Annotated in this window: 9 protein-coding genes; 5 read left to right on the plus strand and 4 right to left on the minus strand. The window is 64.2% G+C overall.

The features are described 5' to 3' along the window. The first annotated feature begins 34 nt into the window (after positions 1–34). The 5 genes from FPZ54_RS03255 to FPZ54_RS03275 all read left to right on the plus strand — a co-directional run bounded on the left by FPZ54_RS03255 (position 35) and on the right by FPZ54_RS03275 (position 6,811). A complete protein-coding gene (locus FPZ54_RS03255; protein ID WP_145844939.1) occupies positions 35–1,312 on the plus strand; it encodes an MFS transporter in 1,278 nt (425 codons plus the stop codon). Beyond that, on the plus strand, positions 1,313–2,065 hold the full coding sequence (locus FPZ54_RS03260; protein WP_145844940.1) for an SDR family NAD(P)-dependent oxidoreductase: 753 nt from the start codon (positions 1,313–1,315) through the stop codon (positions 2,063–2,065). Then, positions 2,062–2,910, plus strand: a complete 849-nt coding sequence (locus tag FPZ54_RS03265) for a rhamnogalacturonan acetylesterase (RefSeq protein WP_145844942.1) — start codon at positions 2,062–2,064, stop codon at positions 2,908–2,910. Before FPZ54_RS03260 ends, FPZ54_RS03265 begins: the two co-directional genes overlap by 4 nt. 106 nt (positions 2,911–3,016) lie before the next feature. Continuing rightward, on the plus strand, positions 3,017–5,893 hold the full coding sequence (locus FPZ54_RS03270) for a TonB-dependent receptor (RefSeq protein WP_222428345.1): 2,877 nt from the start codon (positions 3,017–3,019) through the stop codon (positions 5,891–5,893). A gap of 174 nt (positions 5,894–6,067) precedes the next feature. Continuing rightward, positions 6,068–6,811 (plus strand): FadR/GntR family transcriptional regulator, encoded by a 744-nt coding sequence (locus FPZ54_RS03275; RefSeq protein WP_145844946.1) that lies wholly within the window; start codon positions 6,068–6,070, stop codon positions 6,809–6,811. Between the two features lie 69 nt (positions 6,812–6,880). Here the strand turns inward: FPZ54_RS03275 and FPZ54_RS03280 are convergent, their stop codons facing one another. From FPZ54_RS03280 to FPZ54_RS03295, 4 genes are read right to left on the minus strand one after another with little or no spacing between them, the layout of a single operon-like run. Continuing rightward, a complete protein-coding gene (locus FPZ54_RS03280; RefSeq protein WP_145844948.1) occupies positions 6,881–8,743 on the minus strand; it encodes a hypothetical protein in 1,863 nt (620 codons plus the stop codon). Then, a complete protein-coding gene (locus tag FPZ54_RS03285; protein ID WP_145844950.1) occupies positions 8,743–10,710 on the minus strand; it encodes a sialate O-acetylesterase in 1,968 nt (655 codons plus the stop codon). The genes FPZ54_RS03280 and FPZ54_RS03285 overlap by 1 nt, the downstream gene beginning before the upstream one ends. A gap of 16 nt (positions 10,711–10,726) precedes the next feature. After that, positions 10,727–11,989: an alginate lyase family protein gene (locus tag FPZ54_RS03290; RefSeq protein ID WP_145844952.1), complete on the minus strand. Its 1,263-nt coding sequence runs from the start codon at positions 11,987–11,989 to the stop codon at positions 10,727–10,729. Then, positions 11,989–15,111 carry a TonB-dependent receptor gene (locus FPZ54_RS03295; protein ID WP_145844953.1) on the minus strand — a complete coding sequence of 1,041 codons (3,123 nt, stop codon included), beginning with the start codon at positions 15,109–15,111 and terminating at the stop codon, positions 11,989–11,991. Before FPZ54_RS03295 ends, FPZ54_RS03290 begins: the two co-directional genes overlap by 1 nt. Positions 15,112–15,190: the final 79 nt, after the last annotated feature.

Here is a 15,190-nt window from a genome sequence, read left to right on the forward strand (position 1 = left end):
CAGGAGCACTGGAAGATCAATTGGAGAGGCTGAAATGAAATCCGGGTTCCGCTGGTGGATCATCGGCCTGATCGCGATCGCGACGGTCATCAATTACATCGACCGTAACGCGCTAGCGGTGATGTGGCCCGAAGTCGCCAAGGACATCGGCGCCGACAAGGAAGATTATGCGCTGCTGGTGACCATTTTCATGGTCTTCTACGCGCTCGGCCAATCGATCTTCGGCAAGATTTTCGACGTGGTCGGCACCCGCATGGGGTTCGCGATTTCGATCGTCGTCTGGTCGATCTCGATTGCCGCGCACAGCCTGGTCCGCTCGATGCTGGTCCTCGGCATATTGCGCGCGACGCTCGGGATCAGTGAGGCCGGCAACTGGCCCGGCGCGGCCAAGGCCAACGCCACCTGGTTCCCGCGCTCCGAACGCGCCTTCGCGCAGGGGATCTTCAACGCCGGCGCCTCGCTCGGCGCGATTGTCTCGGCACCGCTGATCGCGATCCTGTTCGGCTTTGTCGGCTGGCGCACCACCTTCGTCATTGTCGGCGTGTTCGGCTTTCTGTGGCTGCTGCCGTGGATCTGGGTCTATAAATCCGACCCCGACGCCCATCCCTGGCTGAGCAAGGCCGAGCGCGAACATATCCTCGGCGCGAACGAGAAGGATGGCGGCACCCGCCCCGCGGGTTACGCCCCCTCAATGGGCCAGCTGCTGCGCCATCGTCAGGCCTGGGCGGTGATGTCGGGCCGCTTCTTCCTCGATCCGATCTGGTGGCTGTTCGTCTCGTGGCTGCCAATCTACCTCAACGAAAGCTTCGGCTTCGATGTGAAGCAGATCGGCATGTTCGCCTGGGTGCCGTTCGTCGGCGCGATGGCGGGGTCGCTGTCGGGCGGCTGGCTGTCGGGCAAGCTGATTCAGCGCGGCTGGAGCACCGACAAGGCGCGCAAGAGCGTGATCGCATTGGGCTGCATCATCATGCTCCCGGCCCTGTTGCTCACCGCCACCGCCGCGACCCCGCTCTATGCGGTGCTGCTGATCGCCGCGATCCTGTTCGGCTTCCAGGTCGCGATCAACAATATCCAGACGCTCCCCAGCGACTGGTTCGGCGGCGGCGCGGTCGGCTCGCTCGCCGGGATCAGCGGCACTGCCGCCGTCGCCGGTACGCTCATCACCACCTGGCTGGTCCCGGCGATGACCAAGGTCAGCTTCGCACCGATCTTCATCCTCGGCGCCGCGCTCGTGCCGCTGTCGCTGATCTGCATCTTCATCGGCGGGCGCATCGCGCCCGTCCAACCCGACACTCAAGACCAAGGGGCATAAATGCGTTTCAAGGACAAGCTCGTCATCGTCACCGGCGGTGGACGCGACATCGGTCGCTCGATCTCGCTGCGCTTCGCAGCAGAGGGCGCAAAGGTCGTCATCAATTACCGCAGCGACGAAGCGGCGGCACGGGATACGCTGGCGGCGGTCGAGGCCGCGGGCGGCACCGCCTTGCTCCACCGCGCCGACGTGACGAAGGCCGATGCGGTCGCCGGCCTGATCGCCGCAGCGGCGCAGTTCGGCGGCGGCACGATCGACGTGCTCGTCAACTGCGCGGGCGGCATGGTGGCGCGCAAGACGCTCGCCGACATGGACGAGGCGTTCTTCGACACGGTCATGGATCTCAATTTCAAGTCCGCCTTCCTCGTCACCAAGGCAGCGCTCCCGCACCTCGCCAAGGGGTCGGCGATCGTCAACCTGTCGTCGCAGGCCGCGCGCGACGGCGGCGGGCCGGGGGCGAGCATCTACGCCGCGTCAAAGGGCGCACTGACCACGCTCACGCGCAGCTGGGCCAAGGAACTCGGGCCGCAGGGAATCCGCGTCAACGCGCTCTGCCCGGGGCTGATCGGCACCAGCTTCCACGACATCTTTTCGAAGCCAGAGGGGCGCGCCGCCGTGGCAGGCAACACCCCGCTGCGCCGCGAAGGCCATCCGGACGAGGTCGCTGCCGCAGTCGCTTTCCTCGCTTCGGACGACGCCGCGTTCCTGACCGGCCTCAACATGGACATCAATGGCGGGCTGGCCTTCTCGTGACGCGTCTGCTCGCCGTCGCCGCCGCGCTCGCGCTGCTTCCCGTCGGTGCGCAGGCGCAGGATCGTCCACGCACCGATGCGGCGCCGCTCCAGCCGTACAAGATCATTCTGGTCGGCGATTCCACCATGGCTCCGGTCAGCGGCTGGGCAGGGATGTTCTGCGCGCGCCACGTCAAATCCTCGGTCGCCTGCCTCAATCTGGGGCGCGGCGGCCGCTCGACGCGCAGCTATCGTCAGGAAGGGTCGTGGGACATCGCGATCGCCGAAGCCAGGGTGCCGGGCTATCGCGCCACCTATGTGCTGATCCAGTTCGGCCATAACGATCAGTCGAGTCGACCCGAACGCTGGACCGACCGCACTAGCGAGTTTCCCGCCAATCTCACCCGGATGGTTGAGGAAGTGCGTGCTGCCGGAGCGATTCCGGTACTGCTGACCCCGCTCACTCGGCGTGAGTTCAAGAACGGCAAGCTCCGGAACACGCTCGAGCCGTGGGCAGAGGAAGTGCGCAAGGTTGCCGCCGCGACCAAGGCTCCGGTGGTCGATCTCAACCGCCGCAGCGCCGCCGTCGTGCAAGCGCTGGGCGCGGAGGCAATAGCGCTCGCCCAAGCCGACCCGACGGCGGAGGAACGTGCCGCCGCAGCAGCGGGGACGACGCTCAAGGCGCGATCGGCCGCAGAAGCACGACTGCCCGACCTGCCGACCCGCCCAGGCGGGCCGCGCGGCCAGCATGTGCGCAAGTTCGACTACACCCATCTGGGAGACGCGGGCGCGACCGTGTTCGCACGACTAGTGGCTGAGGATCTCGCCCGCGCTGTTCCTGGACTCGCGTCCCAGCTCACGCCATGACCAATTGGTCCTACCAATTATACGAATAGGACTAAATAATGGGTTGACAAAAAGTTCTTGGCCGGTGACTAGGCCAGTATAAGGATAACTTCTGGGGAGAGGGCTCATGGCGAAGCGCACACGCGCCGCACGATCGGCTGAGATGATTCGGAACTTGCTGTTGGCGGGTGTGGCACTGCCCGTCATTGCCGCCGGTCCGGCGCTGGCACAGGACGAGGCGGCTCCAACCCAGGAGGACGAGATCCTCGTCACCGGCATCCGCGAAACGCTGCGGACCTCGATCGACGTCAAGAAGCGCGAAACCGCGATCGTCGATGCGCTGTCGACCGACGAAATCGGCGACCTGCCGGCGCTCTCCGTTGGTGAGGCGATTCAGACGATCACCGGCGCAACGACGCACCGTGAAAAGGGGGGCGCATCGGAAATCGCGCTGCGGGGCCTTGGTCCGTTCCTCAGCAACACGACGTTCAACGGACGCGACGCCACCAACGGATCGGGCGACCGGTCGGTCAATTTCAACCAGTTCCCCTCCGAACTGGTCAACAACATCAAGATCTACAAGAGCCAGCAAGCCGATCTGGTCGAAGGCGGCGTGGCCGGCACGATCGACATCGGCACGCTGCGCCCGCTCGATTACGGGCGGATGCGCGTGCAGGGCGAGATCAAGGCGAATTATAGCCCCTATCAGGACAAGATCATCGGATCGTCGGCCTGGGGCTGGCGCGGAACGCTGTCCTATGTCGACCAGTTCAAGCTGGGCGGGCTGGGCGATATCGGGATCGCCATCGGCGTGCAGCGGAACAGCGTGAGCAACCCGGAGGAAACCGTCGCCGCCAGCACGACGTGGACGGCGTGCAATGCGACGGCGCTGGTCAGCAACAACAACTGTAGCGAAGTGACGCGGGAACAGGCGGCGGCGGGCACGCCCTTTTACCTGACCCCCAATGCGCTCACCTTCCGCCAGATCAGCGAAGTCGATCAGCGCGACGCGATCTTTGGCGCGGTGCAATGGCGCTTTTCCGACCGGGTCGAGCTGAACCTCGACGCACAATATTCGGATCGCGAGTTCATCGAGAACCGCCGCGATCTCAACATCTCGGAAATGCGGAGGGGCCACACCGCCGTCGAGTATGATGAGAATGGCATCATCCAGCGCCTGGAAGGATCGAGCGCGGTCGAATCGACCGCGACCCACCTGTCGCGCGCGGAGGAATATCTGGGCGCCGGCGCCAACCTGCGCTGGGACGCGACCGATCGACTGACGCTAAAGCTCGACGGTTCCTATTCGCGGACGATCCGCAAGGAAGTGGAACGTCAGGTGCGGCTGCGTACCGATCAGTTCGATGTGAACGGCACCCGCAATTTCTTCTCGACTGCGCCGTTCGCGAGCAACAATATCCGCGTTCCCTATGTCTATGAAGTGCTGCCGGGCAATTATGCGCCGACCGTTACGTTCGATCCGCGTTTCGACGTCACAAATCATGACCTGTTCTGGGACGATGCACGCGCGCGTCGCGATGAATCGCGGCGGCAGAATGAAATCTGGGGCGTTCGGCTGGATGCCGACTACCGGATGGACGGGTTTATCACCACGCTCGCGGTCGGCGGTCGTCTCGCCGAGCAGACCTATCGCGATTACGACGTCCGCAATGAGAACACCTACAATCCGTCGATGGCGGAGGACCAGCGGATCAACCAGCTGTGCCGGACGCAGTTCCCCCAGACCGGTTTTCTGGATGCGGCAGAGGGCAACAGCATCTCCAGCTGGGCGACGTTCGACCCCCTTTGCCTGATGCGTGAATATACCGGATCGGAAGATCCCGGCCTGCCCGCCAGCCTGTTGTCCCCCGCAAACCGGGATGTGACGGAACGGACCCTCGCCGGTTACGTGATGGCCGAATATGAGAGCGAGTTGGGCAATATGCCCATCCGCGGGAATTTCGGTGTGCGCGTGGTCAATACCAAGGTGGAGTCGATCGGTCTGCGCAGCGCGTTCGACTTGATCAATAACCCAGACGGCACGATCACCCTGGATCCGATCGACGACAGCTTTGAATCGGTGACGATCAAAAGCGAGACGACGCGCTTCCTGCCGAGCATCAACGCAATCTTCGAACTCGAACCGAACCGGCTGCTGCTGCGTGCTGCCGCCTATCGTGCAATGTCGCGCCCGGCGCCGAGCGGCCTGGGGGCGGGGCGGACGTTCAGCCTGGACACCAGCGGCACCACGGTCGAGGATGCGATTAGCGAGATCCGCGCCAATGGCAGCCCGCGCCTGAAGCCGCTGATGTCATGGAACGGCGACCTCTCGCTCGAATATTATCCTGACCGCGACTCGCTGTTTGCCGCCACCTTGTATTTCAAGGAGTTCAGCGGCGGTTTCATCCCGTTCGTGACGAATGAAGAGTTCGTTATCGGCGGACAGGATGTCAGCGTACCGGTGATTCAGACCGCCAATAGCCCGGACAAGAGCCAGTTGTGGGGTGTGGAGATCACGCTGACCAACCGCTTTTCCTGGTTGCCAGCGCCGCTCGACGGCTTTGGTGGCAAGATCAGCTACAACTATGCGGACACGAATTTCAAGAATGAGGATCTGCGTCTTGGCGATGTGCTCGATCCGCTGACCGGAACGGTGAGCGAGGGCATCATCCCGCCCGCCGGCCTGTCTGGCTTCTCCGCACATGTCGTTTCGGCGCAACTCTATTACCAGCTCGACGGTTTCTCGATCCAGGGCATCTACAACTACCGGTCCAACTATTATCAGGACTTTGTCGGCAGCAACGCGCAGCTGCGCTATGTGCGCGGAAACGAGACATTCGACCTGCGCGCATCCTATAACGTGAACCGCAACATCTCGCTGCGGCTGGAAGCAACGAATATCTTCGATTCGCCCAAGATTACCGACATGCCGGTCAAGGGTAGCATTCGGCAGTACCATTATTACGGCCCGCGCTACTTCATTGGCGCGCGCTTCCGGCTTTAGTTTGATGGGGAGGGGCACCAGCCGACGCCCGCGCCCGGCCACCCAGTTGGAGCGCATGTCGGTTGGCCGGCTGAAAGGGGCGGACTGGCACCGCGCGTCGCCAAGCTCGCTCGCCGCTTGCGCTTTAGCACGAAGGCAATATGGATCGTGCCATGCGAATTGGTGAGAAGCGCAATGGCTGACCGGTTATACCAGGGGATCGCCGATCAGATCACCGCCCTGATCGATCAGGGGGTGTTCCCCCCCGGCACGCGCCTGCCCGGCGAGCGCGAACTCGCCGAGCGGTTCGGCGTCAGCCGCGTGACGATCCGTGAGGCGGAGATCGCGCTGCAGGCAAAGGGGCTGCTGGCCATCAAGACCGGCTCGGGCGTCTATGTCACAGACGGCATGGTCGCGCCGACCGACGCACCACCGCAAGTCAGCGCATTCGAACTGACCGAGGCGCGCTCGCTGTTCGAAAGCGAGGCGGCGGCGCTGGCGGCGACGACGATCACGCCCGAGACGCTCGACCGGCTCGACGAACTGCTCGAAATCATGGGGCGCGATGACAGCGATGACGCGGCATCGACCGCGGCGGACGAGGAGTTTCATCTGCTGATCGCCTCCGCTTCGGGCAACCAGGCGGTGATCCACGTCATCAAACAATTGTGGCGGATGCGCACCGAAATGCCGGAGGTGCGCTCCACCTATGCCAGCGTCTGTCAGCATGACGGCCGTACCCGTCAGCGCGAACATGCCGCGATCGTCGATGCGCTGCGCATCGGGGATTCGGGTGCGGCCCGCGTTGCGATGCGCCAGCATTTCAACCGTCTGCTCGAAGCGATGCTGGATGCGACGGAGGAGCGCGAGATCACCGAACTGCGCCGCAAGGCGGCCGAAAGCCGTGAACGATTCCTGATGACGGCGCGGTTGCGCTAGAGGCAGATGCAGCTGTGCTGGATCGGCGCTGTGACCGTTTCAGCCTTGCCGAAACAAACACTGGATTGCTCAATCGTAGCTTAGCGTCCATTCGAGGCTGATGGACGAGGGTCGACCGATATCCCCATTTCGGCAGCGGACCACCGCGGCGAAGGGGCCGGTAGGCGCACCATAGTCCGGTGCATCCGGTGTTTTTGCGACACAGGTGCCATAGCCCTTTGCGGCGAAGCTGCGGATCTCGCCACGGCCGAACCGCGTCACCCCCGCCCGTGATTTCGGCCCGGAGGAGAAGCTGGCAAATTCGATCTCGATCCCGGTCGCGCGCGCGCCGGGTTCGAGCAGCAGCCGGTCGCTCCGGGTGATGCGGCCCGGCGCGAGGACATAGCGGGTCTCGATCTGTGCTCGCCGGTCGGGCCTGGCTTCATTCTCGCCCATCCGATCGAGAGCGTCCTGTCGCCAGCTGACCTCCGTGACGTTGCCGCGGCGTGTAACCCTAAGATCCTTGAAATAGGCCAGCGGCATCAGCACGCTCCCGTCCGCGAGCGTGATCCGCGGCACAAGATGCGGATAGGTCGCATCGGCCGAACCGGACAGCATCCCCGGCGAGAACGGTACCGGAAAATAGGGGTTGTGCATGTGCTGCCCCTCCGCGCCGTTGATGATCGGCAACCCGATCAGCTTGCCGTGATGGCGGACCGTCACCAGCGCGCGGTCATAGTCGCCGCGGGCGAACCAAGTCGTGGTCGAACGGGGCAAATTGCGCAGCCATTGCGCGTAGCGGCGATCCGGCGCCCGACCGCGATAGCCGAGGCGGTTCCAGATCGCGTTCGTGTAGACATATTGGCGCGCGAGGCTGAGATTCTCGCCGAAGATCCGGTGGATGCCTCTATAGGCATCCGTGCGACGACCCTGTCCCCACAGATCCACCGAGCCGGTCTGCGGATTGACCCAGAAATCCATGTAGCGCGCGGCGATACGACTGGAGAACGCATAGGCCATGCGCTCTTCTTCCGGGGTCAGAACCTTCAGCAGGGCGGCGGCGGTCAGCACTTCCAGAAAGGCTGTCTCGCCATAGGCGCCGATGCTCCGGCCATATTCGAAGCCTTCGCCGGAAAGGTTGAAGCGGGGGAGCAGCAGGTCCACGGACTTGCGCAACCATGCCTTGACCTCGGGCGAGGGAGTCATGCCAGTTTCCACAAGGCGTTGGGCAATTTCGCCGATCAGCAGCACCGAATAGCGGTCGAACCGGCCCTTGCCCTCGGTTTCGTCGGCAAATCCGAATTCGCCAGAATATTTGCGATAATGGTCGAGCGTGCGCGCAAGCAGTAGCTGTGCAGCCCTGTCGTCTTCCCAACCCAGCAAATGACGCAGCCGCGCGATGGAGAAAGCGACGCCGTAATAATTGTTGGGCAGATCGATCAGCGTGAGATCGGGGCGGACGAAGCGTCGCCAGTCGAGTTGCGCGCGCAGCTTTGCGAGCGCCGCCGGGCGGACCGCGCGGGTCAGCAGGCCGCGCTGATCCAGATCGTGCAGCGCGGCGATATAGTAATAGATTCCCCAGCTTTCATTGGGATCGCCCAGTGTCAGCTCGGCGATGTCGGCAAACTCCGCGAGGCGGTCGGGAAGCCGAGGATCGTCATCGCCCAGCGCGAGCGCGCGCTGGGCCATTGCATAAGCGATCTTGCCGGGCAGGAACTTGTCGCCGCTCTTGAATACCTCCACGCCGGCGAGCCGCATTGCGCGCTTCTCGCGTAGCAATTGTTCGAGCAGGGCATCGACCTGCGGCATCAGGCGCGTCTGCACCGTGCGGTTCATCGGGGCGACATCGTCGATATAGACCGGGCCATGTGGCTTGCCCGCCCAGCGATCGGCGGGCGCCGCGTTTCCGCAAAGCAGGATGGCCGCCAGCGGGGCGCTCAGCAGGACCCGCATCACGGCTTGGCCGCCGCAATAGCGATGCGGAATGGCGGGACCGGCACGCCGCTTCGAGCATATAGGTTGATCGGCGGGCTTCCTTGCCAGGCATAGCGGATCTCGATGGCCGGGTTCCCCGGTTCGACAAGCACGACACGATCCTGCACGACCCTCGCGCGGGCGAAGCGGCACGTGCCCTTCGCATCGCACAGCTCGAAACCGATCGGTTCCGCTGCGCCAATGACGTCGAGCCCACCCGCAAGCCCCGCGAAGGTGATCGCGATGCCCTGGGACGTGCGGACCGCCGCGACCGGCTGCGGCGCCGCAGGTCGTTTCGCGCCATAGGCGATGCGCAGCGCTTCCTGCCCCATCCGCTGGCCGACAACATCCTTGTGCGCGGGATGGATATCGCCCGGGATGCCAAGGTCGATCGCGACGGCAAGCCCCGTCGCCGGGTCGTCCAGGGCGACCAGCCGCTGCGCCTCCCGCAACCGCGCCCATGGCGCGTCGACCGGCCGGGCGCTGCGCGGGCCGTAGCCGGGCAGCTGGACGATCACGACTGGCAGCGACGGATCTGCGAAATAGGTGCGCCAGCTGGAGCGCCAGGCGCGCAGCAATGCCGGATAGCTCCCGGCGCGGCTGGAGTTGGATTCCCCCTGATACCACGCGATCCCGCGCAGGCCGGTGCCGCCCAGGGGGGCGATCATCCCGTTCCACGCCATCGTCATGCCGCGCGGCATACTCCACGGGATCGCGGGCGGGGCTTCGCTCCACGCGCTCTCGGTCGTGCCGCGACGGTAGCGCCATGTGCGCGGCAGCGGTTTGCGGGCCGTCGCGGACAGCGCCAACGACAGCGCTTCGGAAGGGCCGCTGAACCCGCCGCCTCCCATTTCATCGATGACCCGGACGGCGATGATATTGTCCCCGGCACGCAGCACGCCCGCAGGAATGCGGTAACTGCGCTGTTCGGCGGCAACGAGGGTCGCACCGACCCGCACGCCGTTGACCCATAGCGTGTCGCGTTCGTCGATCCGACCGAGGTGAAGCGTCGCATCCTGGGTGGACGCAACCTCTGCCGCTGTCAGCGCGATACGGTTGCGGAACCACATGATCCCGTCATAGCCGCGCAGTCCGTCTATTCCCGATCGCTCCCATTGGCCGGGTACGGCAATCCGGTCCCAGCTGTTGTCGTCGAACCCGGGCGCTGCCCATGCCGCGTCTGTCGAGCCGGGATCGACCCGCTCAGCCCAATCGTCGGTCGCCGCCGCTGCCGCTGCGACTGCCGCGTGGGGGTTCATCGCATAGCGTTCGACCCAGCCAAGCTGGTCCTTCGACGCGCCCGCCGCGCGCAACGCGGCGGGGGACATCCAGTCCTCGATGGTCGATCCCCCCCAGGCGGCGTGGATCATGCCGAGCGGCGTCTTCGGATCATGGTTCAGAATTTCGCGCGCCATGTACCAGCACGCTGCGGAAAAGCCGCTCACGACATCGGGGGCCGCGCGTGCCCATCCGAACTCTGGAACGATTTCGCGTGCGGGGGTGGCCGATGCGGTTCGCTTGACCTTCAGCAAACGGATCGGCAGCCCGGCGCTCTCGCGGGCCGTTCGTTCGGGATTGGCGCTGCCGGAGACGGGCAAGTCCATGTTCGACTGGCCCGAACACAGCCAGACATCCCCGGTCACCACATCGTCCAGCCGCGTCGACTGGCCGCTTGCAGTGCGGACGATCACCGTACCACCCTGGCCCGGGGCGAGGGGAGGCAATGTCACCTGCCAGCGGCCCTGCGCATCTGCAGCGGCGCTGGCCGATGCGGCGTTGAACGAGACGGTGACCTGTTCGCCCGGTTGGGCTCCACTCCCGCGAAACGCGGCCGACTTGCCCTGCTGGAGCACCATATGGCTCGACAAATGCGGCGCGACGACAAGCGGTCCGGCCAGGGCAGGGGGGGCGGCGAAGGCGAGTGCGATCAGGACAGGTCGAATCATTGGTGCAGCAATTCCATCATCGCGGGTAGGGGGCGAGCCAGAGCGTGTCGACGGGACCTTGCGGAGGCGCGAAACGCGCGTCGCGAAAGCCCCATGAAGCCATCTCGAGCATCGTATCGCTCTCGCGCAGCGCGCGGTCGCGTCGCTGGGGATTTGACAGGTCGATATCCTTGAATGGCCAGTCGTCCAGCCGGGTGCGATAGCCTGCCAAGTAGCTGACCGCCCGGCGCAACGGGTTGGCGCGTTCGTCGCCTTGCCACAGATCGACACCGACACATTCGCCCAGCATCGCCATCTGAACCGCTGCGCGCAGCGTAAAGGCCGAATAATGCCAGCTTCGCGTTCGGGCGGTCTCGGCGGGAAGCGTGCCTTCGGCATCGATCTGCGGGGCGAGACGGCGGGTTGCGAACTCCTGCGCCAATCGCTGGGTCACCTTGTCCATCCGCGCGAACAGCGCAAACTGGCCCAGCAGCATGTCGTAATAGATGCCGTGATTGTTCTTCGCCGCGCGCTCGCCCGTGCCATTGGGACTCGTCGCCATCCAGGTCGCGAAGTCGGCGAACCACTTCTCGATCGCGCGCTGGTCCTCGGCCCCGATCGCCCTGCTCGGGCCGAGTACGCCGATCGCCTCGATCACGGGAACCAGCCGCGTTGCCTCGATGATCCCCTCGGGCCGCCCGGCCGATTTGCCGGGCACTGCCTGCGCATAGTCGAGATTGGGGTTCATGCGCGTTGCCGGGGCGACGAACCAGGTGCGTAGCAGCTTTGCGGCGTGTTCGGCATAGCGGCGGTCGCCGGTCACGTGCCACGCCAGCGCCAGCGTCTCGACATCGCGGGCGAAGGCACCGAGCCGCTGGGCGTCGAACCGCTCCCCATTGCGTTCCGGATTCACCCGACCGTCACGGCGAAGATACGGCTCGCCCGAGGGCTTTGACGGGTCCGGCCACCAATAGGGTCCGATCGAGAGGTAATCGCGCTTGTCGCCACTTCCCGCCGCGGCCGGCTTGTCGGTGACACTATATGGCCCCCGACGTAGCGCCGCATCGGCGCTGCGCACGAGCCGTGCCCGCAGGGCGGCATCCCCCGCAATTGCCTGGCGTTGCATCGCAAGCCATTCGGGGCGCCACAGGAAAGTGCGCTGGCCGCTGGCGAGATACCCTTCCGCGCCGTTGCACCGTGCCAGCGCCGGGGTTGCGGCGGTGGCGACCGGGGAGGCCATCGACAGCACGCTGCCGATGGCCAACGCCCGAACGAGAGATGCGATCGACGGACCCGGCATCAGAACTTCACCGTCACGCTTACCGATCCGGTGCGCCCGTCGAAATCGGCCACCCGATTGAGGCGCGGATCGCCCTCATATTCCTCGCGCCGCGAATTGGTGATGTTGTATACCTCAAGCCGGAACTCGAGCCATTTGCTCGGCTTCAACGCGCCGGAAAAATCGAGCTGCCCGCGCGGCCGGACCCGACTCGCGCTGCCCGTGAAGGTCGAACCGCCCGCCAGTTCGATATCCGAGGCATGGTTGTACGCGACGCGCAGCTGGACCGTCCGGTCCTCATAATAGCCGATGATATTATAGGTATCGTTGGCGACATTGTAGAGCTTGGTGCCGTTCGCACCGCCTGACCGGACACGGGTATAATTGAACACGCCGCCGGTGTTGGCGAGGAAGCCGGGCAGGAAGTCGAAGCGCTGCTGGATCTGGAATTCCAGCCCGTTGACCGTGATCGCATCGGGATTGTTCACGATCTGGTTGATGACGATGCGCTGGTTCGCGGTCTCGATCGGTTGCCCCTGGTCAATGCGGCACCGCCCTGCGCCGTCGATGAACAACGGCCCGAAGGTCTGGCCCTCGATCGTGAAGTTCTGACCCGCCGGGCAGAAATTGTTGAGCGTCAGAATGTCGTTGGTCACCCGCTTGTTGAAATAGCCGAGTGCGATCACGCTTCCGGGGCGGTTGTACCAGGAGATGCCGAGATCGAACGCGCGCGAACTGCGCGGCTGAAGCCCGAACCGGTTGACGTCGATCCGCACCGAATTGACCGTGTCGCCCGCGTCCGGATCCACGTCCTCGAGAATGCGGGTCGGGGCAGGGCTGAACTCGACCAGGTCGAACGCTTCGAAGGTCTCGTAATAGGCGGCACGCGCGACCAGATTGGGCGTAATCTCATAGATCAGGTTCGCCGAGGGCAGCCAGGCGCTGTACTTTCCGGTCGCCGGTTCGGGCGGCAGGAAATAGCCCGGCCGGAAATCGGCCTCGGTAAAGCCGAGCGCGGTGTAGAAATCGAGCGCCTGATCGCGAGTGATGCCGGACAGATTGGAGCGGACGTAGCGCATACCGACATTGCCGCGGAGCGGGATGCCCTGCCACTTTTCAAGATCGAACCTGGTCATTGCGAAGAGTTCGAGATTGTCGCGGTCGGAATTGAAATTCTGGCCCTGTACGCGATTGAGCGGGAACCGCTGAACGAAGCCGGTGAGCGAATTGCGCGGCGCTAGGGCCAGAATATTGGCATAGGTGATCCGGCTGCGTGCCGCCGGGGTCAGTTCGGGGAAGAATGCCGCGAGTTGCGCTGCGTTCGGTGCAAAATTGACCCCCGGCGGAATGGTGCCGAGCACCGGATAGATCGCCGCTTCGACGTTGCGGATGTCGAGCGAATAGAAATTGGCGAACTCCGCTCCCGGGGCCCCGCCGCCGAAGAAGGTGCCGCCCGAGGTAACGGCGTCATTGAGCTTGAAGATGTTGTTCGAGAGGTTGTTCAACTGCGTGCCGAGATTGGCGTTTTCCTGGAGCGTCTGATCTGCGGTCTCGCGCGAATAATAGCCGCCGATCTTGACGCTGGTGAACGGCCCGAAGTCGAGGAACCGCTCGACCTTGAAGTCGGCGGCGAGCATGTCGCGCTTGACCCGGACGCCGTTGCCGCTGGCGGTAAACACCACATTTTGCGGTCTGATCGAGTTGCGCGCCTGGATCGCATTGCCCGCGCTGACCGTGTAGGTGCCATTGCCGACGTCCAGCAGTGCGTTGGGGACGGTCAGGTCGAACAGGAAATCCCGGTAGTTGCCGAGACCCGTGTTGATGATCGCATAGGCGCCGTTGCCATTATCGTCGATTCCGTCGCCATTTGCGTCGACCCGGCCGCTATTGGGCTGGATCCGCTGCTCGTACAGAAATTCGCGACGGTCGCCCAATGCCTTCGACCATGTACCGACGAAGTCGACGGCCCAGTCGTCGTTGCGGAAATTGATTTGCGGATAAATCGCCCAGCTCTGGTCGACCGAGGGGAAGTTGCGATTGCCGATCGGAATCGCGAAATCGCTCGCCGCGATCTGATTGACGACATAGACATTCTCGACCGAGCCGTTCGAGCCGCGATCGAACTGCCCGAGCGATACGGGGGCGGAGAGGGGGGTCACGACGCCGGTCGCGTCCTGGGGAAAGGCGATAAGAAGGTCGAGATTGGCGTCGGACAGGTCGCGTCGTGTGTAGATGCCATCGACGCGGACCTTGAGCGCGTCGGAGATCTCCCACTCCATCCCCGCGCCGGCCGACAGACGATAGCCTTCATTGGTTTGGGAAATCTGGCGTATTTCGGAGGGGAAGACGATATCGTTCGCCACTCCGTTCGCATCGGTTGCCGGAATGTCGAACGCAGGATCGTCGGCCGCGAGTTGCGCGCGGCGCGCGGCGCTGAACGAGGTGTAGGAATTGACCCGGATCGTATCCCGGCGAAAGCTCTGCTTGGAGTAGGAGCCAGTGGCATAGACGCCGAAACTGGGCGTGATGCGCTTCACCGCCGAGAGGAAATAGCCGGGATTGGCGTCTTCGGTCGTCTCTTCATATTGCAGTTCCGCGCGCGCGACGAGCCCTTCCTTGCGCGACAGGGCCGAGCGCAGGCGCAAGTCGACATTGGATGCAAGGCCACCCGCGGGGATCTCGGCCGTGAACGATTTGATGACGTCCGCGCCACTGAAGATCGCGGCGTCGAAGATTCCGAACGGGTTGCCATTGCCGCGCGTGCCGAAGGTCGGCGTCGCGATGCTCTGCCCCATCACCGTGGTCTTGGTATATTGGCTGGGAAGGCCGCGCACGCTGATCGATGCGTCACGGCGGTCGGCGGATCGGTTGATCTGAACGCCGGGAATGCGCTGCAACGCTTCGCCCAGGTTCAGGTCGGGGGTGCTGCCGATATCGTCGGCGGAGATGCCGTCGAGGATCACATCGGCCTTTCGCCGGATGTCGAGCGCATCCTCGAGTGAGGATCGGATACCGGTGACGACAACCTCTTCTTCCGTCGTTTCTTCAACCGGGACGGGTTCGGCCTGTTGCGCCAACGCCGACGGAATAAGTGCGGTCGAACTGAGCGCCGCGATTCTGACCGCTAATGCCATTTTCGTCATGTCATCACTCCCCTCTGACTAACTTATATTGATACCGGTGTCATTTTGATACCGGTGTCATGTGGCGTAAAAAAAGGGC

The organism is Sphingomonas suaedae, assembly GCF_007833215.1.
GTDB classification, from domain to species: Bacteria; Pseudomonadota; Alphaproteobacteria; order Sphingomonadales; family Sphingomonadaceae; genus Sphingomonas; species Sphingomonas suaedae.

What these genes read in the sequence shown, in the direction of transcription:
- FPZ54_RS03255 (WP_145844939.1), top strand. Translation starts at nt 35, where the DNA reads ATGAAATCCGGGTTCCGCTGGTGGATCATCGGCCTGATCGCGATCGCG.
- FPZ54_RS03260 (WP_145844940.1), top strand. Translation starts at nt 1,313, where the DNA reads ATGCGTTTCAAGGACAAGCTCGTCATCGTCACCGGCGGTGGACGCGAC.
- FPZ54_RS03270 (WP_222428345.1), top strand. Translation starts at nt 3,017, where the DNA reads ATGGCGAAGCGCACACGCGCCGCACGATCGGCTGAGATGATTCGGAAC.
- FPZ54_RS03275 (WP_145844946.1), top strand. Translation starts at nt 6,068, where the DNA reads ATGGCTGACCGGTTATACCAGGGGATCGCCGATCAGATCACCGCCCTG.
- FPZ54_RS03280 (WP_145844948.1), bottom strand. Translation starts at nt 8,743, where the DNA reads ATGCGGGTCCTGCTGAGCGCCCCGCTGGCGGCCATCCTGCTTTGCGGA.
- FPZ54_RS03285 (WP_145844950.1), bottom strand. Translation starts at nt 10,710, where the DNA reads ATGATTCGACCTGTCCTGATCGCACTCGCCTTCGCCGCCCCCCCTGCC.
- FPZ54_RS03290 (WP_145844952.1), bottom strand. Translation starts at nt 11,989, where the DNA reads ATGCCGGGTCCGTCGATCGCATCTCTCGTTCGGGCGTTGGCCATCGGC.
- FPZ54_RS03295 (WP_145844953.1), bottom strand. Translation starts at nt 15,111, where the DNA reads ATGACGAAAATGGCATTAGCGGTCAGAATCGCGGCGCTCAGTTCGACC.